This is a genomic window from Cupriavidus sp. CP313, from assembly GCF_054072015.1.
Window position 1 is genome coordinate 83876 of sequence record NZ_JBSVZB010000009.1, and the last position, 18819, is coordinate 102694.

Annotated in this window: 18 protein-coding genes and 1 pseudogene; 8 read left to right on the plus strand and 11 right to left on the minus strand. The window is 67.3% G+C overall.

Annotated elements, in window-relative coordinates:
- Position 1 precedes the first annotated feature (1 nt).
- From ACW4E8_RS14850 to ACW4E8_RS14860, 3 genes are all read left to right on the plus strand, one after another.
- Entirely contained in the window at positions 2-1453 is a 1452-nt protein-coding gene (locus tag ACW4E8_RS14850; RefSeq protein WP_456805182.1) for an NAD-dependent succinate-semialdehyde dehydrogenase, read from the plus strand.
- 273 nt (positions 1454-1726) lie between these two features.
- The gene (locus tag ACW4E8_RS14855) at positions 1727-2704 is read left to right on the plus strand and encodes a Bug family tripartite tricarboxylate transporter substrate binding protein (protein WP_456805183.1); all 978 of its coding nucleotides are present in this window, start codon (positions 1727-1729) and stop codon (positions 2702-2704) included.
- Positions 2705-2769: 65 nt separating this feature from the next.
- Positions 2770-4359: a gamma-glutamyltransferase family protein gene (locus ACW4E8_RS14860; protein WP_456805184.1), complete on the plus strand. Its 1590-nt coding sequence runs from the start codon at positions 2770-2772 to the stop codon at positions 4357-4359.
- Between the two features lie 52 nt (positions 4360-4411).
- Here ACW4E8_RS14860 and ACW4E8_RS14865 read toward each other — a convergent pair.
- The 3 genes and pseudogenes from ACW4E8_RS14865 to ACW4E8_RS14875 form a co-directional block, all read right to left on the minus strand.
- Positions 4412-5385 (minus strand): annotated as a pseudogene (locus tag ACW4E8_RS14865) (Bug family tripartite tricarboxylate transporter substrate binding protein).
- Between the two features lie 51 nt (positions 5386-5436).
- On the minus strand, positions 5437-6141 hold the full coding sequence (locus ACW4E8_RS14870; protein ID WP_456805185.1) for an RraA family protein: 705 nt from the start codon (positions 6139-6141) through the stop codon (positions 5437-5439).
- Between the two features lie 45 nt (positions 6142-6186).
- On the minus strand, positions 6187-7182 hold the full coding sequence (locus ACW4E8_RS14875; RefSeq protein WP_456805186.1) for a hydroxyacid dehydrogenase: 996 nt from the start codon (positions 7180-7182) through the stop codon (positions 6187-6189).
- Positions 7183-7318: 136 nt separating this feature from the next.
- Here ACW4E8_RS14875 and ACW4E8_RS14880 point away from each other — a divergent pair, with 136 nt between their 5' ends.
- Entirely contained in the window at positions 7319-8221 is a 903-nt protein-coding gene (locus ACW4E8_RS14880) for a LysR family transcriptional regulator (RefSeq protein ID WP_456805187.1), read from the plus strand.
- A gap of 49 nt (positions 8222-8270) precedes the next feature.
- On the opposite strand, the gene ACW4E8_RS14885 is transcribed toward ACW4E8_RS14880, so the two are convergent.
- Together ACW4E8_RS14885 and ACW4E8_RS14890 are read right to left on the minus strand one after the other, a co-directional pair.
- Complete coding sequence (locus tag ACW4E8_RS14885; protein WP_456805292.1) at positions 8271-8840, minus strand: hypothetical protein; 570 nt, start codon at positions 8838-8840, stop codon at positions 8271-8273.
- A gap of 53 nt (positions 8841-8893) precedes the next feature.
- Positions 8894-10183: an MFS transporter gene (locus ACW4E8_RS14890; RefSeq protein ID WP_456805188.1), complete on the minus strand. Its 1290-nt coding sequence runs from the start codon at positions 10181-10183 to the stop codon at positions 8894-8896.
- A gap of 103 nt (positions 10184-10286) precedes the next feature.
- On the opposite strand from ACW4E8_RS14890, the gene ACW4E8_RS14895 reads away from it, so the two are divergent.
- Complete coding sequence (locus ACW4E8_RS14895) at positions 10287-10733, plus strand: winged helix-turn-helix transcriptional regulator (protein ID WP_340526672.1); 447 nt, start codon at positions 10287-10289, stop codon at positions 10731-10733.
- 64 nt (positions 10734-10797) lie between these two features.
- Here the strand turns inward: ACW4E8_RS14895 and uraH (ACW4E8_RS14900) are convergent, their stop codons facing one another.
- From uraH (ACW4E8_RS14900) to ACW4E8_RS14910, 3 genes are read right to left on the minus strand one after another with little or no spacing between them, the layout of a single operon-like run.
- On the minus strand, positions 10798-11133 hold the full coding sequence (gene uraH / locus ACW4E8_RS14900) for a hydroxyisourate hydrolase (protein ID WP_011616942.1): 336 nt from the start codon (positions 11131-11133) through the stop codon (positions 10798-10800).
- 30 nt (positions 11134-11163) lie between these two features.
- Positions 11164-11673, minus strand: coding sequence for a hydroxyisourate hydrolase (uraH, locus tag ACW4E8_RS14905; protein ID WP_456805189.1), 510 nt, complete (start codon positions 11671-11673; stop codon positions 11164-11166).
- 1 nt (position 11674) lies between these two features.
- Positions 11675-13024: an MFS transporter gene (locus ACW4E8_RS14910; protein WP_456805190.1), complete on the minus strand. Its 1350-nt coding sequence runs from the start codon at positions 13022-13024 to the stop codon at positions 11675-11677.
- A 391-nt stretch (positions 13025-13415) separates the two neighbouring features.
- On the opposite strand from ACW4E8_RS14910, the gene ACW4E8_RS14915 reads away from it, so the two are divergent.
- Entirely contained in the window at positions 13416-14360 is a 945-nt protein-coding gene (locus ACW4E8_RS14915) for a LysR family transcriptional regulator (RefSeq protein ID WP_456805191.1), read from the plus strand.
- 124 nt (positions 14361-14484) lie between these two features.
- Complete coding sequence (gene uraD / locus ACW4E8_RS14920; protein ID WP_456805192.1) at positions 14485-15003, plus strand: 2-oxo-4-hydroxy-4-carboxy-5-ureidoimidazoline decarboxylase; 519 nt, start codon at positions 14485-14487, stop codon at positions 15001-15003.
- Between the two features lie 9 nt (positions 15004-15012).
- Here uraD and ACW4E8_RS14925 read toward each other — a convergent pair whose 3' ends face one another.
- Positions 15013-15597 carry a hypothetical protein gene (locus tag ACW4E8_RS14925; RefSeq protein WP_456805293.1) on the minus strand — a complete coding sequence of 195 codons (585 nt, stop codon included), beginning with the start codon at positions 15595-15597 and terminating at the stop codon, positions 15013-15015.
- A gap of 77 nt (positions 15598-15674) precedes the next feature.
- Positions 15675-17081 (minus strand): selenium-binding protein SBP56-related protein, encoded by a 1407-nt coding sequence (locus ACW4E8_RS14930; protein WP_456805193.1) that lies wholly within the window; start codon positions 17079-17081, stop codon positions 15675-15677.
- A 306-nt stretch (positions 17082-17387) separates the two neighbouring features.
- Between ACW4E8_RS14930 and ACW4E8_RS14935 the strand changes: the two genes are divergently transcribed.
- Positions 17388-17807: a PaaI family thioesterase gene (locus ACW4E8_RS14935; protein WP_456805294.1), complete on the plus strand. Its 420-nt coding sequence runs from the start codon at positions 17388-17390 to the stop codon at positions 17805-17807.
- 10 nt (positions 17808-17817) lie between these two features.
- On the opposite strand, the gene ACW4E8_RS14940 is transcribed toward ACW4E8_RS14935, so the two are convergent.
- On the minus strand, positions 17818-18816 hold the full coding sequence (locus ACW4E8_RS14940; protein ID WP_456805194.1) for an AraC family transcriptional regulator: 999 nt from the start codon (positions 18814-18816) through the stop codon (positions 17818-17820).
- Positions 18817-18819 lie beyond the last annotated feature (3 nt).

Consider the following 18819-nt stretch of genomic DNA (forward strand, 5'->3'; position numbering starts at 1 on the left):
CATGGAACTCCAACATACCGCGCTGTTGCGCAGCCATTGCCTGATCGACGGCGAATGGACCGAGGCCCAAAGCGGCGCAGAACTCGCCGTCTTCAACCCGGCGACTCAAGAACGGATTGGCTCGGTGCCCCTGGCCGGCGCGGTTGAAGCCGAACAGGCGGTGCGCGCCGCCGAGCGCGCGCTGCCGGCATGGCGCGCGCAGACGGGCAAGGCGCGTGCCGCCGTGCTGCGCCGCTGGGCCGACCTGATGCTGGCGCACCAGGAAGACCTGGCCCGGTTGATGACCGCCGAGCAAGGCAAGCCGCTGGCCGAGGCGCGTGGCGAGGTGGCTTATGCCGCGAGCTTCCTCGAGTGGTTTGGCGAGGAAGCCAAGCGGGTCGATGGCGAGGTGCTGGCCAGCCCGCGCAGCAGCCAGAAGATGCTGGTGCTGCGCGAGCCGGTGGGCGTGTGCGCGGCCATTACGCCGTGGAACTTCCCCGCGGCGATGATCACGCGCAAGGTAGGCCCGGCGCTCGCCGCCGGCTGCACCATCATCGTCAAGCCCGCCGAACAGACGCCGCTCACGGCACTGGCGCTGGCCGTGCTGGGCGAACAGGCCGGCGTGCCGCGTGGCGTGCTGCAGGTGGTGACCGGCGACGCCGTGCAGATCGGCGGCGTGCTGTGCGCGAGCCCGGTGGTGCGCAAGCTCAGTTTTACCGGCTCGACCGCGATCGGCAAGCTGCTGATGGCGCAGTGCGCCGGCACCGTGAAGAAGCTCTCGCTGGAACTGGGTGGCAACGCGCCGCTGATCATCTTCGACGACGCCGACCTGGATCGCGCGGTCGAAGGCATCCTTGCCTCCAAGTTCCGCAACAGCGGCCAGACCTGTGTCTGCGCCAACCGCATCTATGTGCACGACCGCGTCTACGACGAGGTCGCGCGCCGGCTGGTCAGCGCGGTCGAACAGTTGCGGCCGGGTCATGGCGTCGACAGCGGGGTCACGCAAGGCCCGCTTATCGACGCCGATGCGGTGGCCAAGGTCGAAGCGCATATCGCCGACGCGCTCGCACATGGCGCCACGGTGCTGACGGGCGGCCAGCGCCATGCGCTCGGCGGCACCTTCTTCGCGCCGACGGTGCTGGCCGATGCGACTTCGTCGATGCGGGTTGCGCGCGAGGAGACCTTCGGCCCGCTGGCACCGCTGTTCCGCTTCACCAGCGAAGCAGAAGTGGTGGCGATGGCCAACGATACCGAATCCGGGCTGGCCGCATACTTTTTCTCGCGCGACATGGCAAAGATCTGGCGCGTGGCGCAGGCGCTCGAATACGGCATGGTCGGCATCAATACCGGGCTGATCTCCAACGAGGTGGCGCCGTTCGGCGGCGTCAAGCAATCGGGGCTGGGCCGCGAAGGTTCACGCCATGGCATCGACGAGTATCTGGAGACGAAGTACCTCTGCATGGAAGTCGAATAACAGCAATGGGGTGAAGCACACCCCACCACCAGGGCGGGGCATGGCGCACCCACGCAGTGCGCCGGCCCCACGGAGACAAGACAGTCCGGCAAATGCCGGTGCCAGGTGGGCGACTCCGGTGCAAGACCTGCGCAAACTTCCAGGAAAGGGAAGGGGGCGGACAGGACGCGCGCCGGGATCGGCCCAACGCCAATGGCACGCATATTGCGGACTGGGAAGTGCCATCCGTTCCTGTCAGCGGATGCCATTTCTTCTATCGATGAGGGTACAAAGATGCGTTTCACTGCTATCCGCAGCCTGCTTGCGGTCACCATGCTGGCGGCCTCTTCCCTGGCACTTGCGCAAGGCGCCCGCGACTGGCCCAGCCAGCCGGTGCGTATTGTCGTGCCGTTCCAGGCCGGCTCGGCCACCGACCTGATCTCGCGGCAGATCGGCCTTGGCCTCGGCAAGGAATACGGCCAGACCTTCGTGGTTGAAAACCGCCCGGGCGCCGCCGCGATGATCGGCAGCGAGGTGGCCGCGCGCGCGCCGGCCGATGGCTATACGCTGCTAATGTCCGGGCCGGCGTCGATGGTGACCAACCGGTTCCTGTACAAGAAGCTCAGCTATGACCCGGATGCATTCGAGAAGGTGGCAGTGGTCGCGGTCACGCCGAATATCCTGTTGTCCAACCCCTCGCTGCCGTTCAAGACGCTGCCCGAGATGGTCGCGTATGCCAAGGCCAATCCGGGCAAGCTGACCTATGCTTCGTTCGGTACCGGCACCACCTCGCATATCGCCGGCGAGATGCTGAAGGCCGCGGCCGGCATCGATATCGTCCATGTGCCGTACAAGGGCGCCGGCGAAGCGATCCCGGCGTTGCTGTCGGGCCAGGTGTCGATGTATTTCGACACCATCATGACCGGCCTGCCGTATGTGAAGGCCGGCAAGCTGCGCGCGCTCGGCATGTCCACCGCAAAGCGCTCGCCCAACGCGCCGGAGATTCCGACGATTGCCGAGCAGGGTTATGCCGGCTTCGATATCGCGCCGTGGTATGGCATTGTCGCGCCCAAGGGCACGCCGGCCGACGTGGTCAGCAAGCTCAATGTCTCGATCAACAAGCTGCTCAAGGCCCCGGAGTTCCGTGAGCGCCTGGCTGCCACCGGCGCCGAGCCGCGCGGCGGCAGCGTCGGCGATTTCAGCGCGATGGTCAGCGCGGAGATCCCGCGCACCGAAAAGCTGGTCAAGCAATCCGGCGTGACGCTGCAATAAGCCGCGTGCAGCAACCCTGGGGCGCCGCCCGCGCGCCCTTTTACCTGTTCTGAATGGAGTTCCCGATGTTGCCTTTCGACTGGACCTTTCCCTACCCGTCGCAAAAGATGCCGCTGCTCGCCGCCAACGCGGTCAGCACCAGCCAGCCGCTCGCCGCGCAGGCGGGGCTGCGCATGCTGTACGAAGGCGGCAATGCCATCGACAGCGCCATTGCCAGCGCGATTGCGCTGACCGTGGTGGAGCCGGTCATGAACGGCATTGGCGGGGACATGTTCGCGCTGGTCTGGCATGAGGGGCAGCTGTACGGGCTCAACTCCAGCGGCCGGGCGCCGGCGCGCTGGACCCTGGATCATTTCGCCGGGCACGACAGCATGCCCCAGGTGGGCTGGGATACGGTCACCGTGCCGGGCCAGGTCGCGGGCTGGAAGGCGCTGTCGGCCCGCTTCGGCAAGCTGCCGTTCGCGCGGCTGTTCGCACCGGCCATCGAGTACGCTGAACAGGGCTTCCTGGTGTCGCCGCAGATCGCACGGCAATGGGCCGCGCAGGTGCCGGTGCTGGCCGGCCAGCCTGGCTTTGCCAAGGCGTTCCTGCGCGACGGCAGGGCGCCGCAGGCGGGCGAGCGCTGGCGTTTCCCGGAGCAGGCCGCCACGCTGCAGCGCATTGCCGAGAGCGATGGCGAAAGCTTCTACACGGGTGAACTCGCCGCGCGCATCGTCGCGTTCGCCGAGGAAACCGGAGGCGCCATCCGCGCCGACGACCTGGCCGCGCATCGCGCCGCCTGGGTCCAGCCGATGGCGCAGCAGTTCCGCGGCTACACGCTCCATGAAATTCCCCCGAACGGCCAGGGCATCGCCGCGCTGATCGGCCTCGGCATCCTGGACCGCTTCGACGTGGAAAGCATGGGCTGCGACAGCGCCGGCTTCTACCACGTCAGCATCGAGGCGATGAAGCTGGCCTTTGCCGACCTGCACCGCCACGTGTCGGACCCGGCCACCATGCAGCACGCGCCCGCCGCCTTCCTGGATCCGGCCTATCTTGCCGAGCGCGCGGCGCTGATCGATATGAAACGCGCAGGCACTCCCACCGCAGGCATGCCGAAGACCGGCGGCACTGTCTACCTGTCCAGCGCGGATGCCGCGGGTTCGATGGTGTCGTATATCCAGTCCAACTACCGCGGCTTTGGTTCCGGCGTGGTGGTGCCTGGCACCGGCATCGCGCTGCATAACCGCGGCGCGGGCTTCAACCTGAAGCCCGGCCACGCCAACTGCGTGGCGCCGGGCAAGCAGCCGATGCACACCATCATCCCGGGCTTCGTCACCCGCAATGGCGAGCCGGTGATGTCATTCGGCGTGATGGGCGGCTCGATGCAGGCGCAGGGCCATGTGCAGATGATGGCGCGGCTTGCTGCCTTCGGCCAGAATCCGCAGGCCATGAGCGATGCCCCGCGCTTCCGCGTGGAGCACGGGCCGGTGGTGAATGTCGAGGCGCATCTGCCGCCGGACGTGGTCTCCACGCTGCGCGGCATGGGCCATCGCGTCGACGTGGCGCCGCGCGACAGCCTGGAGTTCGGCTCGGCGCAGCTTATCTACAAGGCGCCGGACGGCTATATCGCGGCCTCGGACTCGCGGCGCGACGGGCAGGCAGTGGGGTTTTAGGCGGCCGCGGGCGTCGGGGGGCAATCCACCCGCGTCGGCGTCGATGGCCTGGTCAGCTCAGCTTGATCTGTGCCTCGCGAATCAGCGCGCCCCATCTGGCGTGCTCCGCGCGGATATGCGCGGCGAATGCGGCGGGCGGCGTTGGGGTCGCGATGCTGCCTTCCTGCTTCAGCCGTTGCTGGACATCCGGCCGGCTCATGACCTGGAGGGTTGCTGCCGCGAGCTTTGCTGTCACCTCGGCCGGCAGGCCCGCCGGCGCGACCAGGCCGAGCCAGGTCGTTACCTCGAAGCCCGCGAAGCCCTGTTCCGCGACGGTGGGAACAGCTGGCAGCGCGGACAGGCGCTGCGCCGAGGTCACCGCCAGCGCGCGGATCTTGCCGGCAGCAAGCTGCGGCATGACCGACACCGTGTTGCCGAAGCAGGCAGCTACCTGGCCGCCAAGCAGGTCATTCATGGCCGGGCCGCTCCCTTGTAAGGCACTTGCATAAGGCGCACGCCGGCCCGCCGCGCCAACATCACTCCCGCCAGGTGTGCGACCGTGCCGTTGCCCGGCTGGGCAATGCCGGTCTCGCCGCTGCGCGCTTTTGCTGTCTGGATGAAGTCGGCGAGCGTGCGCAGCGGGGAATCCTGCCGGACGACCAGCACCACCGGCTGTGCCGCGACGCCGGCAATGGGCGTGAAGTCCTTCAGCGGATCGAACGGCATCTTCGGGTAGAGCCCGGGATTGATGGCGAGATTGGCGGCCTGGCCCATGCCGATGGTGTAGCCGTCCGGCGCGGCCTTGGCCACCATGTCCAGGCCGATGTTGCCGCCGGCGCCGGGCTTGTTGTCGATCACCACGGTCCAGCGCTCGAGCGTTGCCAGCTTCTCGGCGATCAGCCGCGAGGTGGCATCGGTGCCGCCCCCGGGCGGGAAGGGCACCACCAGCCGGACAGGCTTCTGCGGCCAGGGTCCTTGCGCCCGGACGAAGCCGGAGGCGGCCAGCGTCATCGCTGCGCCGGCCTGGATAAACTGACGTCGTTGCATCGTTGTCTCCGTAATCTCTGTTGTGAGGCCATGACGTAGGGCAAAGGCCCGTCAGACCGGCAGCCCCTTGGCCCGCAGCGTGGCATCGAAGCGCTCCGGATCCGACGTTCCCGTGGCATTGCCGGCGCGGATCTTCGCTTCCTTCTCCAGGTGGGCGCGCGTGCGCGCGAGGATATCGGCGGCCTGCGCTGCCGGCACCGCGATCACGCCATCCGCATCGCCCACGATCAGGTCTCCCGGCATCACGGCCATGCCCGCGCAGGTGATCGGCACGTTGATCTCCCCGGGACCGTCCTTGGTCGGGCCGCGATGGGTATTGCCGCGCGCGAAGATGGGCATGCCGTCTTCCGCCCATTCCAGGACGTCGCGGATCGCGCCGTCGATCACCAGGCCGGCAAGCCGTTTTGCCACGCAGGTGGTGCGCATCAGTCCGCCCACCAGCGCCTGGGTGACATCGCCTGCGCCGTCGATGACGAGCACGTCGCCCGGGCGGACCATCATCAGGGCCTTGTGGATCATCAGGTTGTCGCCCGGCCGCACGCGCACGGTAACGGCCGGGCCGCACAGCACTGCCTCCGGCCGCCGATGGTAGGGGCGCAGGCCGATCGTGCCGATCTGGCGGCTCATGGCGTCCCCGATGGCCGGCACCGGCAGCTCGCGGAATGCCGCGATCAGCGGGGCCGGAAAGCCGTCGGCGCAGGGGTTGATGCGGTATCCCGCCGGCCATGACAGGGCCGTGGCCTGCTCGGTGTGCATGGGTATCTCCTTGGAAAGCTGGGTGAGAAGGGTGGCAGCCAGCGGCTATGCGATGCGCTGGTCCAGCCCGGCAAGCACGCCGGGATTCACGCACAAGGCCGGCGCGGGCGGCGTCCCTTGCAGGTAGCCGAGCACATTGCGCACGGCATCGCTGGCCATGGCCGCCAGCGCCGTCGGCGTGGAGCCGCCGACATGTGGCGTCAGCACGACGTTCCCGAGCGTGAGCAGCGGGCTGCCTGCCGGCAGCGGCTCAACGGCCATCGTGTCGAGGCCTGCGGCATGGAGCTGCCCGCCGCGCAAGGCGGCAACAAGGGCCGCTTCGTCGACGAGCTCGCCACGGGCCGTGTTGATCAGGATGGCGCCATGCCGCATGCATGCAAGCTGGGCGGGGCCGATCATCCCGCGCGTGTGCTGGTTCAAGGGAGCGTGCAGGCTGACCACATCGCTCACGGCAAGCAATGCTTCCAGCGTGTCGAAACGGGTGACGCCGGCGGCCGGCACCGCAGTGCCGGCCAGGGCGGGATCAAAGGCCGCGACCTGCATGCCCAGCGCCATGCAGACGCGCGCCACGCGTTGCGCGACCTGCCCGAATCCGACCAGGCCGATGGTGCGCCCATGCAGTTCCACCCCATCCTGCGCGCGCGACCACCGGCCCGCGCGCAACTCGCTATCCATCCACGTCACACGCCTGGCGGCGGCGAACATCAGGCCAAGCGTGAGTTCCGCCACCGACTGGGCATTGGCGCCGGGCGTCACATAGACGGGAATGCCACGCTTGGTGGCCGCGCCGACATCGATGTTGCTGACGCCCACGCCATGCTTGGAGATCACCTTCAGCGTGGGGCAGGCATCGATGGCGGCACCGGTCAGATCCACGGTGCGCGAGATCACCGCGTCTACCGGCAGTGTGCCGAGCAGGTGATGCAGCTCCCGCGAGTCATCGGGGTTGGCCAGGCAGTGCAACCTGGCGTTGGCGGCTTCCAGCAGGCGGACGCCGGCATCGGCAAGGCGGGGCGCGGTAACAAGGACGGTGTAGGGCATGGCTGCGATCGGTTTGGTATGGGGCCATTCTTGTCCCGCCAGTCAGATGCCGTCCAGCTTATAATTTTTCTTATTCGATAAATAAAAGTAATCAGTCGTGCCCCGACTTCCCGACCACCCGATGCGGAGTGCCGGTATGGATTTGCGTGACCTCAAGTACTTTCTTGCCGTGGCGAATGCCGGCAACTTCCGGCGTGCGGCCGAGCTGGTGCACCGTAGCCAGCCAACCCTGACCAAGGCGGTGGACCGGCTCGAAGCCTCGCTGGGCGCGGCACTGTTCGAACGCGACGGCAGGGGACAGAAGCTGAGCGCGGCAGGGACCGCGCTGCGCGCCCGGGCCGCCGGCCTGTTGCAGGAGGCGGAGCTGGTGCGTGATGAAGTCGGGGCCATTGCCCGGGGCGTTGCGGGTACGGTGAGACTGGGCAGCGGACCGCTCGGCGCGGAATACCTGTTGCCGCCGATCTGCAGAATGCTGCTGCGCGAAGCCCCCAACGTGGTGCTGCAACTGAGTATTCGCAACAACTACGAGCTACGCGACGATCTTCGGGAAGGGCGCGTGGACGTGATTCTCGGCTTCGTGCCGGAACAGGAAGACGAGTTTCACTGCGAGACGCTGCTGAAAGACACCGTGGTCGTAGCAGCAGTCAGGGGGCATCCGATCTTCCGGGTGCGCAAGCCGGGGCTGGAAGCGCTGACCGGATATCGTTGGGCCCTGCCCAATCGCGCCGTCCCCAGCCGGACCTGGCTCGACCACGCGCTGGAGTCGCGCAACCTGCCGCGGCCCGTGGTCCAGATCGAGACCAACTCGATCCCGCTGATTCCCCGTGTGGTCGCCGATACCGAGCTGCTGACCTTTGTCTCGCGCCGCACCCTGCGCGCCAGTGGTGGCGAGCTGGTGGAAGTGCCTTTGCCCGCTGCCACGCTTGTGCGGAACTTCGGCATCACGTTCCGCAAGGACCAGCCGCTTTCGCCCGTGGCAGACCGGCTGATCGGCCTGCTGCATGATTTTGGCAAGACGCTCTTCGACCAACCCCACTGAGGCGTGCGGCTAGCGCGGTCCACGGCGCCTGCGTGGACCGCGGGGCCCGTCACAGCGGCGCAGGCTGGGGCTGGCTGGCAGGCGTGGCCGCAGCGGGCTTCTTGTTGTCAGTGCCGCTATATGAGAAGTACCTCGCCTTCGCGCCCCTGGCCCAGTACGCCACGGTGAAGTGCTTGCTGTCGCGCCCATAGAGCAACTCCAGGCTGCCATTGGCTGCGGCCCACTCGGCGTAGCCATTCTCCGCCGCGCCTTCGGTCTTGCGCAGGGACGCATAGCGCTCGTCGAGCTTCTTGCGCACCTCATCCAGCGCCGGGCGCTCGAACGTCATCGTGATCAGCGCCACGGTGTCCTGCGCATCGCAGTTCAGGATCACGCGCGTCAGGCCCGGGAGGTGGAATCGCTCCAGGTGCCTGAGTTCAACGGCGTCGCCACCGGCCCACTCGGACTTGCCGGTCCTGGCGTGATTCTGCGGCGGCGCCAGGCGAGAGCACCTGGCCTTGCCCAGCTCCAGTCCCAGCGGCGCCGCGGTGTTGCTGGCTGCGTCAGGTTGGGCAGGGGATGCGGCATGGATCGAAACGGAGGCCAGCAGGGCGGCGCAGAGCAGGGTGACCTGCTTCATTTTCAGGCGGGAAAGTGCTTTCACGGTCTTGAGGGAAGTTGTCAGCCGGGATTCTACGGCTTTCTTGCTCCCTGCCCTCTGATCGCGCTCAAGATGGGCGCGCCCGCTTGCGCGGCTTGCGCCGGCATGAAGCGGCGGGTGGCGGCCCAGAACACCAGCGCCAGCAAGCTGACCACGGCGCCCAGCACGCACACGCCCCGCCAGCCGGCAGCGTCATAGACCGCCGTGGTGGCAATTGCGCCCAGCCCGCTGCCCGCCGCGTAGAACAGCATGTACGCGCCGACCAGCCGGCTGTGCGCCGCGGCATCGGTGCGGAAGATCATGCTCTGGTTGGTGACGTGGATGGCCTGGCCGCCCAGGTCGAGCAGCACGATGCCGATGGCCAGCGGCCACAGCGATGTTTCCAGCCATGACAGCGGAAGCCAGGCCGCCACCAGCAGCACCAGTGCCGCGAGCGTGGTGCGCTGCCCGAAGCCCTGGTCCGCCCAGCGTCCCGCACGCGCAGCCGCCAGGGCACCCACCGCGCCAACCAGCCCGAAGGCGCCGATGGCCGTATGCGACAGCCCGTAGGGCGGAGCGCTCAGCGGCAATACCAGGGCGCTCCACAAGATGTTGAACGCCGCGAACATCAGTAGCGCGATCGTGCCCCGGATCTGCAAGACCCGGTCGTGGCGCAGCAGCAGGAACATCGATGCGACCAGGCTGGCATAGCGCATCCGCTGGCCGGCGCTGGCCACCACTGGCAGCGCGCGCCATAGCAGCCACGCAAGCACCAGCATCGCCGCTGCGGCGCAGACATAGACGTTGCGCCACCCGGCCACGTCGCTGACGCCGCCGGCCACCACACGCGCCAGCAGCAGTCCGATAAAGACGCCGCTCTGCGCGGTGCCGACCACGCGCCCGCGTTCATGCGGCCCTGCTGCCGCGGCCGCATAGGCGATCAATCCCTGGGTCATGGCGGTGCCGAGCAAGCCGGTCAGGAACATCCCCGCCAGCAGCACGGTAACGGACGGCGCCAGCGCCACGGCAGCCAGCGCGCCGGCCAGGGCAAGCACCTGTGCCAGCATCAGGCGGCGGCGTTCCACCAGGTCGCCCAGCGGCACCAGCAACAGCAGCGCCAGGGCACAACCAAGCTGGGTGGCGGTGACCACGCCGCCGATGGCCCCGGCGCTGATGGAGAAATCCGCCATCAGCGCATCCAGCAGCGGCTGGGCGTAATAGACATTGGCGACGCTCAGGCCGCTGGCGCAGGCGAACAGCAGCACCGCGCCGCACGGCAGATTCGCACACGGTGCCGCAGGGCAAGTCGGAGGCGGTGCCGTCACCGCGGGGGAGGTTTTCATACCAGTCCATGTGGTTGCAAAACAAAACCAGTTGAAGCGTAAGCCTTCTGGTTTTAAAATGCAACTACATTGACGGGCTGCACAGCCCCAAGGCAACCAAGACATGGCCACCCGCAAAGACCCGAGCGATGAAACCTGCCCCGTTGCGCGCACCCTGGAGCTGGTCGGCGAGCGCTGGTCGCTGATGATCGTGCGCGATGCCTTTGACGGCATGCGCCGCTTCAGCGACTTCCAGCGTAGCCTGGCGGTCGCGCGCAACATCCTGTCCGACCGCCTGCGCCGGCTGGTGGAAGCCGGCATCCTGACGACGCAGCCGGCTTCCGATGGCAGTGCGTATCACGAGTATGTGCTGACGAAGAAGGGAGAGAGCTTGTTCCCCATCGTATTGGCCTTGCGCCAATGGGGCGAACACCATCTGTTTGCGCGGGGCGAGCGGCGCTCCCAGATGGTGGAAAAGCGGACCGGGAAGCCGGTGCCGCTGATGATGCCCCGGACCAGCGACGGTGATGTGCTCTTGCCCGGGGAAACGGAAGTGCGCAAGCCGCGCTAGGGGGGCGGTGACGAGGTCGTCTACAGTCGCCCGCTTTTCAGCACGGGCGACATGCTTCTTGCCTTCAGCTGCCCCTGTAAGTCCCGAAGCTCCACGGCGAACACAGCAGCGGCACATGGTAGTGCTGCGCGGCGTCCGCGATGGTAAAGCGCACGGGCACGATGTCGGCGAACACGTCGGGGGTGCGGAAGTAGTCCGCCACCCAGAAGCGCAGCTCGAACTCGCCGGTGCGCGCCTGGGCCGGCGGCAGCATCGGCGTGTCGGTACGGCCGTCGTGGTTGGTGCGGGTGCGCGCGATCAGCCGTGGCGGCTGGGTGGCAACGTCGAACAGTTCCACCTGCATGCCGGCCACGGGGCGGCCCAGGGATACGTCGAGCACATGTGTGCTGATGCCTGCCATGATGCGATGTCTCCGGGTTGGGCCGCGGCGTCAGCTGCCGCGGTAGTAGTTGTAGCTCCACGGCCCGAACAGCACGGGCAGGTGGATGCGCTGGCTGGGGTCGGTGACGCGCAGGCGCAGCGGGATCTTCGACAGGAAGGAGGGTTGCGGCAGGCTGGCCTTGCGCGCGGCAAAGTACTCGTCCGCGTGCAGGATCAGTTCGTAGGTGCCGGTGCGGTAGCTGTCGCCGATCAGCAGCGGCGGTTCGCTGCGGCCGTTGGCGGCCAGCGTGACGGTCTGCAGCGGCGTGCGCTGGCCATTGTCGATGCGGAACATCTCCACGCGCATGCCGGCCGCGGGCGTGCCGTGGTAGGTGTCCAGCGCGTGCAGCGTCAGGCGCGGGCTCAGGCCGCCTTGCTGCACCGGTGCTGCCGTCTGGTTGGGGGCCGCCGTATCCGGCGTGGCGCCCCAGCTGGCGCCGGCCAGCAGCGCGCCGCCGCCCAGCGTCATCGATTGCAGCGCGAAGCGCCGGCGGGTGGGATCGAAGCTATGGTCGTCCATGTCAGGCCCCTTGCTTGCCGTGCTTGCCGCCCAGCTTGCGGATGCCGACCAGCACCAGCACCGCGGCCAGCACCTCGATCACCGCCACCAGGTACAGGCCGGAGGTGAGCTTCCCGGTAGTGTTCTTGATCAGCCCCATCACATAGGGCGCGCCAAAGCCGGCCAGGTTGGCCACCGAGTTGATCAGGGCCACGCCCACCGCGGCGGCGCTGCCCGCCAGGTAGCGGTTGGGCAGCTGCCAGAACACGGGGATGGCGCTCATGGTGCCGACCAGCGCGGCAGTCATGGCCAGCAGCGCGATCACCGGCGACAGCACCTGCGCGCCCAGCAGCACGGCCAGCACGGCCATGGCACCGCCACCGACCAGCGCCGAGCCGCTGAAGTGCCAGCGCACTTCGTTGCGGCGGTCGGAGTGGGCGCCGTTGAGGATCATGCCGGCGGCGCCACACAGGTAGGCCACGGCCGCAATCCAGCCCACCGCCATGGGCGTGGTGAAGCCCACGTCCTTGATGACGGTGGGGATCCAGAAGGTCAGCGTCGAGTTGGCGCACAGCAGGCAGAAGTAGATCGCGATCAGCAGCCACACCTTGGGGTTGGTGAAGAGCGTGCGCCAGTCGTGGCCGCGCTCGCCCAGGGTGGCATTGTCGCGCTTGAGGGCGTCCTGCAGCACGCGCTTCTCGTCGTCGGAGAGCCAGCGCGCCTGCTCCGGCTTGTCGGTCATGTAGAACCAGGCAAAGATGCCGGCCAGCACCGACGGGATGCCTTCCAGGATGAACAGCCACTGCCAGCCGTGCATGCCGTTCACGCCAGCCATGCTGGTCATGATCCAGCCGGCCAGCGGGCCGCCCAGCACGCCGGCGATGGCCGAGGCGGACATGAAGGTGCCGAAGGCGCGGGCGCGGCGCTGCGACGGGTACCAGTAGGTCAGGTACAGGATCACGCCCGGGTAGAAGCCGGCTTCGAACGCGCCCAGCAGGAAGCGCAGGATGTAGAACTGCGTGGGCGTGGTGACAAAGGTCTGCAGCATGCAGATCACGCCCCAGCAGATGGTGATGCGCATGATCGTCTTCTTGGCGCCGATCTTCTGCAGCAGCATGTTCGATGGCACCTCGAAGAAGAAGTAGCCAAGGAAGAAGATGCCCGCGCCCAGCCCGTACACGGCCTCGCTGAAGTGCAGCGCATCCAGCATCTGCAGCTTGGCGAAGCCGATGTTGACCCGGTCCAGCCAGGCCAGTACCCACAGCACCCCAAGGAAGGGCAGCAGGCGCCAGGTTACCTTGCGGTAGACGCTGTCCTCGGCGTCGTCGGCGGTGCCGGCAAATACCGGGATGCCTTGTTTTGTGATCGACATGATGTCTCCTGTCTTGTCGTGTTCTGCCAGGTCTTGCTTGGCGGCGGTGCATGCCGTCCGCCGGGTTGGGAGCAAGTATATGAATGGCCCGCCAATGCGAAACGAGGGGGCTGGTATAGGCCCCATAGCAGCACCGATATGGGCTGCAATCCCTTGTGTGGCGCGGGTTTGCGGGTGCTCGGGCCGGGCCCCGGCGGACCTATGGATTACCCTAGGCAGGCCGTTTTCCGGGGTGTGCGCACGCGCGCGGGGCAGGCTCGTCCGGGTTGTACCGGTTGCCGTGCGGTGCGCGACACGCTACAAAGTCGCCATTGCCTGGCATGGCGTTGCCGCCCGGAGCGGCGGCAGCCGCACCCGCCAGGCCTCCACTTTTTCCTGCCACGGACCCAACATGATTCGCGCCGACGACCCGTTCGATACCTACCTGCTGCGCGTGCTGTGCATCCTGATCGCCGAGCAGAGCGTGTCGCGCACGGCGATCCGCCTGAACCAGTCACAGCCGGCCATCAGCGCCGCGCTCAAGCGCCTGCGGGCGATCTTCAACGACCCGCTGCTCACGCGCGAGAAGAACGTGATGGTGCCGACCGAGCGCGCGCTGCAGCTGGCGCGCAATGCCCAGGCCGCGCTCAGCGCGCTGGACAACCTGCTGGTCTCGGACGAGCGCTTCGATCCCGCCACCACCGAGCAGAGCTTCGTGGTGGCCATGCCTGACTACCTGGCGCCGCCGTTCTTCGCGCACGTGGTGCGCGCGGTGCGGCGTGCGGCGCCGCACGCGCGGCTGTCGGCGCTGCCGCTGGGGGCCACCTTCGATTACGAGCAGGCGCTGTCGGCGGGTACGGTCGATATCGTGATCGGCAACTGGCCCAACCCGCCTGAGCACCTGCACCTTTCCGTGCTTCTGGAAGACGAGGTGGTGTGCGTGGTGGCGCAGGACAGCGTGCATGCGCAGCCCGGCAAGTTCACCGCCCAGGCCTACCTGAGCGCCTCGCATATCGTGCCCACGCCGTATTCGCGCGACCAGCGCGGTCTCGTCGATGCCGGCCTGAGCACCATGCGCGTGCACCGGGACAACCGCATCAGCTGTCCCTACTTCAACCTGGCGCCCAGCCTGATCCCCGGCACCGACCTGATCCTGACCACCGCGCGCCACTTCGCCAACTACCATGCGCAGCATGTGCCGCTTGCAGTGCTGGAGCCGCCGATCGAGTTCCCGTTCATGCGCTTCTACCAGCTGTGGCATCCGTCGCGCCACCGCTCGGCCGCGCATGTCTGGCTGCGCGGCATGCTGACCGCCGCCTCGCAGGAGCTGCGCGACCTGCGCGATATGCGCCGCTAGCGGTATCGGTTTCTGTTATGGGATCTATAGGGCCCGGGCTCTCGCCGCTGCGGCGGGCCGTTCCTATACTCGGCCCCGTATCCAACGATTCCCCATGCGCGGGATCCCTACGGGAGAAGCATCCATGTCTCAACCACTCGACCTGGCGTCGGTCAACGTCCTGGACGAAGCGGCCTTTGCCGATGCCTTCGGTAGCGTGTTCGAACACTTTCCGCTGGCCGCCGAGGGCGCTTGGGCGCAGCGGCCGTTCGCATCGGCAACGGCGCTGCATGGCGCCATGATGGACGTGGTGCGCAAGCTCGACGAGCCGCGCCAGCGTGATTTCCTGAACCTGCACCCGCAGCTGTCGGCACGCAATATCCGCGCGGGCACGATGACGGCCGATTCCAACGCCGAGCAGAAGAGCGCCGGCCTGGATGCAATGTCGGTGCAGCAAGAGGCCGCCCTGGACCAGCTCAACGCTGACTACCAGGCGCGCCACGGCTTCCCGTTCATCATCTGCGTGCGCCACTACACCCGCGAAGGCATCTTCGCCGCGTTCGAGCGCCGGCTTGGCCGCAGCACGCAGCAGGAGCTTGACGAAGCGCTGGCACAGATCGCCGCGATCACGCGCGGGCGGCTGGCGGCGCGGCTGGCCGGCTGAGTTCAGCGCTTATCCAAAGGCTTCAAGACCCAGCGCCAGCATCCCCACCAGGATGAGGCTGGCGGCCCAGACCGCCTCCAGGTTGAACCAGCTCCGCGACACGAACTTCAGTCCCAGGTAGCGGTAGACCAGCCATGCCATGCCGCCGCCCACGACGAACATGGCCACGGTGTGGATGACGGAGACCACCAGCGCCATGCCCAGATTGGCGCTGGCGAGCGTGGCGGCGGCCTGGTGCCCCAGGTCCGTCTCGACACGGCAGAGGCCAAGATAGATCGGCACCAGCATCAGGCCGGCGCCATGCGCGATCGCCACCGCGAACGACCATAGCGCGAGCCGCGATGGCGCGATGCGCACCAGTGCCCGCGGGTGGCCTCGCCTGAGCAGCAGCACGATGCCGCAGCCAATCAGCAGCACGCTGGCGCCGATGCGGATCTGCGCTTGCCAGGCGACCAGGGCAGCCAGCATGCCGAAAGGCAGCGTTACCGCCAATACCGCAAGCGCGTGCCCGCAAGCCAGGTACCCGAGCGCGGCAAGGAGGGCGCGGCTGCTATGCGCCAGCAAGCCGTTCGATACCGCCAGCGGCCAGCCCATGGCGGGGTTGATGCCGTGATAGAGGCCGCTGGCCAGCACTGCCGACCAGAGGCCGATCTGTTCCCAGGCGTGACCGGTCAAGCCTTGACCGAGGGATAGCAAAACGAATCGGTCGAGCAGTCGCCGCCTTCCAGCCGGATCTGGTGGGCGCGGTAGCCTTCCGGGAAATCGACCCAGTAGTCATCGGCCAGCGCCAGGCCACCGCCCGGCTCGGCGCGCGCCATGACCTGCGTGCCGGGTATGCCGTCGGGGTAGAACTGGTTGTCCCACGTGGAATAGAGCGAGTTGGTCCAGTAGACGCGTTTGCCGTCGCGGCTGATCTCGACCATCTGCGGGCCGCCGGCAAACGGCTTGCCGTTGGGATGCGGCGTGCGGCGGACGATGCCGCCGATATGGACCGAGCCGGCGAGCTTCAGGTTGCGCGGATCGCTCACGTCATACTGCCGCATCTCGCCGGTGCCCCAGCAGGACACGTAGAGGAACTTGTCGTCGAGGGACAGATCGATATCGGTCACCAGCGGCGGCACGGCGCCGAAGCCTTGCAGCAGCGGCGGCAGCAGGCTCGCATCGGCGGCTTCGGGCGGGATGGTTGCCGTCTTCTCGACATGGAACTTTCCCCCTTCGCGCCACCAGGTCCAGATCGAACCTTCCAGGTTGGTGGTATCGACCACCACGCCAACAAAGCCGTATTCCCGGATCGGATCATGCGCAGGCCGGACTTCCAGCGCCATCTGGTGGTTGGCGCCCAGGTCGATGGTCTGCACGTTGCGGCGCGCCCGCAGGTCCCAGAAATGCAGCTTGTGCCCGTAGCGATTGCCGAGCAGGTCCTCGGGCACCAGCCCGTTCTCGAACTGCGGCGGCAGGCCCCATTCGCTGGACACCATGTAGTCGCGCGGCAGGTTCCACCAGAAGTCGTAATGCTTCTCCTGGTCGCCGCGGTCGATTTCCCAGCGGCCCAGCACGTCGAAGGTCTCGCAGTCCATGATGAAGATGCCGGGCGCGCCGTCCGTGCCATCCGGGCCACTGCCCCCGAGCGTGCTGACGTAAATGCCCTCCGGCCCGCAGTGCACGGTATGGGGCCTGGAGTAGCCGGTCTTGCGGAAGATCTCGTCCGGCTCAACGATCTTGTGGATCCGTGCCTGGGTCGGGTGCGGCTTGGTGTCGATGATATAGAGGCGCGAAGAGCGCATGCCCGGAATGATCAGGTAGCGCCGTTCGAGAAACGCATGGCCGGTCAGCGGCGACAACGACGACGAGCACGCATTCCAGCCGAAATGGTGCAACTCGTCGCCCTTGTTGGTCATCGGCACGGTATGCACCACCTGGCTGTAGGTGGGCGAGCCGGGTTTGGCGTCGATCACCGCGAGCGCGTCTGGCTGCGAGGCGTCGGGGCTTAGCAGCACCGTATAGGCAAATGATTCCGCTGGTGCGCCTATCGCGAGTTCCGGCGAGGCGTGAAACGTCGGATCTGGCCGCATGTTCATGGTGAGCCCTCTGGTTTTGCAGGACGTCGCAACGTCGCCGGTTCATCACTTGGCCGTGGTGCGTGGCCAAGGTGCAGGGGAAGCCTACTTAGCCTAGGTCGTTCTCAATACCGAGTCAAAGGCGGCGCAGGCGCGGCATACGAATAGCCCCCAGGGTGCATATTCATGCGGGCAAAAGACGCGCTTCGTGAAATAGAGATTTACGAAAAACCGTAAATCAAGCAGAAATGAGGCTCCGGAGCCAGCGCGCGCAACGCGCACTACACCGGTATCAAGGCAACGATCAGCGAAATGGAAACCCAAGCAATGGATGCGGTGAAACCTCAAGGTGAGGGCGATGAGGAGTTCTGCCTGGACAATCCGGCACTGGAGAGCATTGGTGTCAGGATCACCCGGTGGCGCGACGACTATGTAGAACTTGAGCTGCCGCTCGCGCCCAATATGCTCAACCGCAGCCGGGTGGTGCATGGCGGCACCCTCTGCACCTTGCTCGACGCCGCCACTGGCTACTCGGGCCTTTACTCGGCGCCGGGCGAGGCCGCGCGCCATGCGGTCACGCTGTCGCTGACCTCGAACTTCCTGAGCAACGGGACGGGCAAGCTGCTGACCGCGAAGGGCATGGTCGACCGGCGCGGACGCTCGATCTTCTTTTCGCGCGCAGAGGTGTGGCTGGACGGGGAGTTGCTGGTGGCAACGGGTGTCGCCACGATGAAGTACCTGAAGTAGGCCGCCTGTCTCAGGCGCCGTCCTGGCGCCAGCGTGTCGGCGACTTGCCGAACTGTGCCGCGAACCAGCGCGAGAATGCGCTGGGTTCCGAAAACCCCAGCAGCGTGGCGACCCGGGCGAGCGGCCGCTGCGGATCCTGCAGATAGCGTTGCGCAAGCTCGCGGCGCACTTCATTGACCAGTGCGGAGAAGGTATCGCCATCCTGCTCCAGCTGGCGCTGCAGCGTGCGCGGACTGATGCCAAGGCTTTGCGCGACCTGTTCCACCGCGCCGCGGCCGCGCGGCAACAGCTGGTGCAGGGTGCGCCGGACGTCGGCCGCGATGGAAGGCTTGCCGGCCCCCGGCTGCAGGTCGAGGAAGCCCCTGGCGTACCCGGCCAGGCTGGCATCGGCCAGGGGGTTGATGCGATCCAGGTCGCCGCTGGCGAGCACCAGCCCGTCGAACTCCGAACCGAACTCGATGTGTTGCCCGAACAGGCGCCGGTGGATTTGCAGGTCGGCCGGCGCCGCATGGGCGAAGTGCACGCTGTGCGGCTTCCAGGACGCGCCCAGGATGGCGCGGATCAGGCTGTACAAGGCGGCAACGGTCAGTTCCATGGCCTGCCTGCCGGGCTGGTGCCGGCCCGTCTGCAACGTCACATGCAGCACCGTGATCTCAGGATATTCCGTGACCAGGATGGAGATGGAGTCGCTGAGCCAGTGGCGGTAGCGCTCGATCTCCGCCAGCGCGTGGCGCAGCGTGGGCTGGTGCTGCAGCAGCAGGCTGACCGGGCCGAAGTCTGACAGGCGCCACGATTCCCCCACCATCAGGCCAAGCGAATGGCAGGCCGTGACTCGCGCCGAGGCCTCCAGCACTTCGGCCAGGCGCGCTTCCGGGATGCGCAGGTCCGGGGTGTACAGGCAGGCCTGGTCCAGGCCTGCCTGGGCCACCATGCGCACCGGATCCAGGCCCGCGCCCCGGGCAATCGCCAGGTATTTGGTCAGGGAAGCGCTGCGAACAAGGACGGTCATAAG

Coding starts and splice junctions, on each gene's coding strand:
- ACW4E8_RS14850 (WP_456805182.1), top strand. CDS start 2: ATGGAACTCCAACATACCGCGCTGTTGCGCAGCCATTGCCTGATCGAC.
- ACW4E8_RS14855 (WP_456805183.1), top strand. CDS start 1,727: ATGCGTTTCACTGCTATCCGCAGCCTGCTTGCGGTCACCATGCTGGCG.
- ACW4E8_RS14860 (WP_456805184.1), top strand. CDS start 2,770: ATGTTGCCTTTCGACTGGACCTTTCCCTACCCGTCGCAAAAGATGCCG.
- ACW4E8_RS14870 (WP_456805185.1), bottom strand. CDS start 6,141: ATGCACACCGAGCAGGCCACGGCCCTGTCATGGCCGGCGGGATACCGC.
- ACW4E8_RS14875 (WP_456805186.1), bottom strand. CDS start 7,182: ATGCCCTACACCGTCCTTGTTACCGCGCCCCGCCTTGCCGATGCCGGC.
- ACW4E8_RS14880 (WP_456805187.1), top strand. CDS start 7,319: ATGGATTTGCGTGACCTCAAGTACTTTCTTGCCGTGGCGAATGCCGGC.
- ACW4E8_RS14885 (WP_456805292.1), bottom strand. CDS start 8,840: ATGAAGCAGGTCACCCTGCTCTGCGCCGCCCTGCTGGCCTCCGTTTCG.
- ACW4E8_RS14890 (WP_456805188.1), bottom strand. CDS start 10,183: ATGAAAACCTCCCCCGCGGTGACGGCACCGCCTCCGACTTGCCCTGCG.
- ACW4E8_RS14895 (WP_340526672.1), top strand. CDS start 10,287: ATGGCCACCCGCAAAGACCCGAGCGATGAAACCTGCCCCGTTGCGCGC.
- uraH (WP_011616942.1), bottom strand. CDS start 11,133: ATGGCAGGCATCAGCACACATGTGCTCGACGTATCCCTGGGCCGCCCC.
- uraH (WP_456805189.1), bottom strand. CDS start 11,673: ATGGACGACCATAGCTTCGATCCCACCCGCCGGCGCTTCGCGCTGCAA.
- ACW4E8_RS14910 (WP_456805190.1), bottom strand. CDS start 13,024: ATGTCGATCACAAAACAAGGCATCCCGGTATTTGCCGGCACCGCCGAC.
- ACW4E8_RS14915 (WP_456805191.1), top strand. CDS start 13,416: ATGATTCGCGCCGACGACCCGTTCGATACCTACCTGCTGCGCGTGCTG.
- uraD (WP_456805192.1), top strand. CDS start 14,485: ATGTCTCAACCACTCGACCTGGCGTCGGTCAACGTCCTGGACGAAGCG.
- ACW4E8_RS14925 (WP_456805293.1), bottom strand. CDS start 15,597: ATGGGCTGGCCGCTGGCGGTATCGAACGGCTTGCTGGCGCATAGCAGC.
- ACW4E8_RS14930 (WP_456805193.1), bottom strand. CDS start 17,081: ATGAACATGCGGCCAGATCCGACGTTTCACGCCTCGCCGGAACTCGCG.
- ACW4E8_RS14935 (WP_456805294.1), top strand. CDS start 17,388: ATGGATGCGGTGAAACCTCAAGGTGAGGGCGATGAGGAGTTCTGCCTG.
- ACW4E8_RS14940 (WP_456805194.1), bottom strand. CDS start 18,816: ATGACCGTCCTTGTTCGCAGCGCTTCCCTGACCAAATACCTGGCGATT.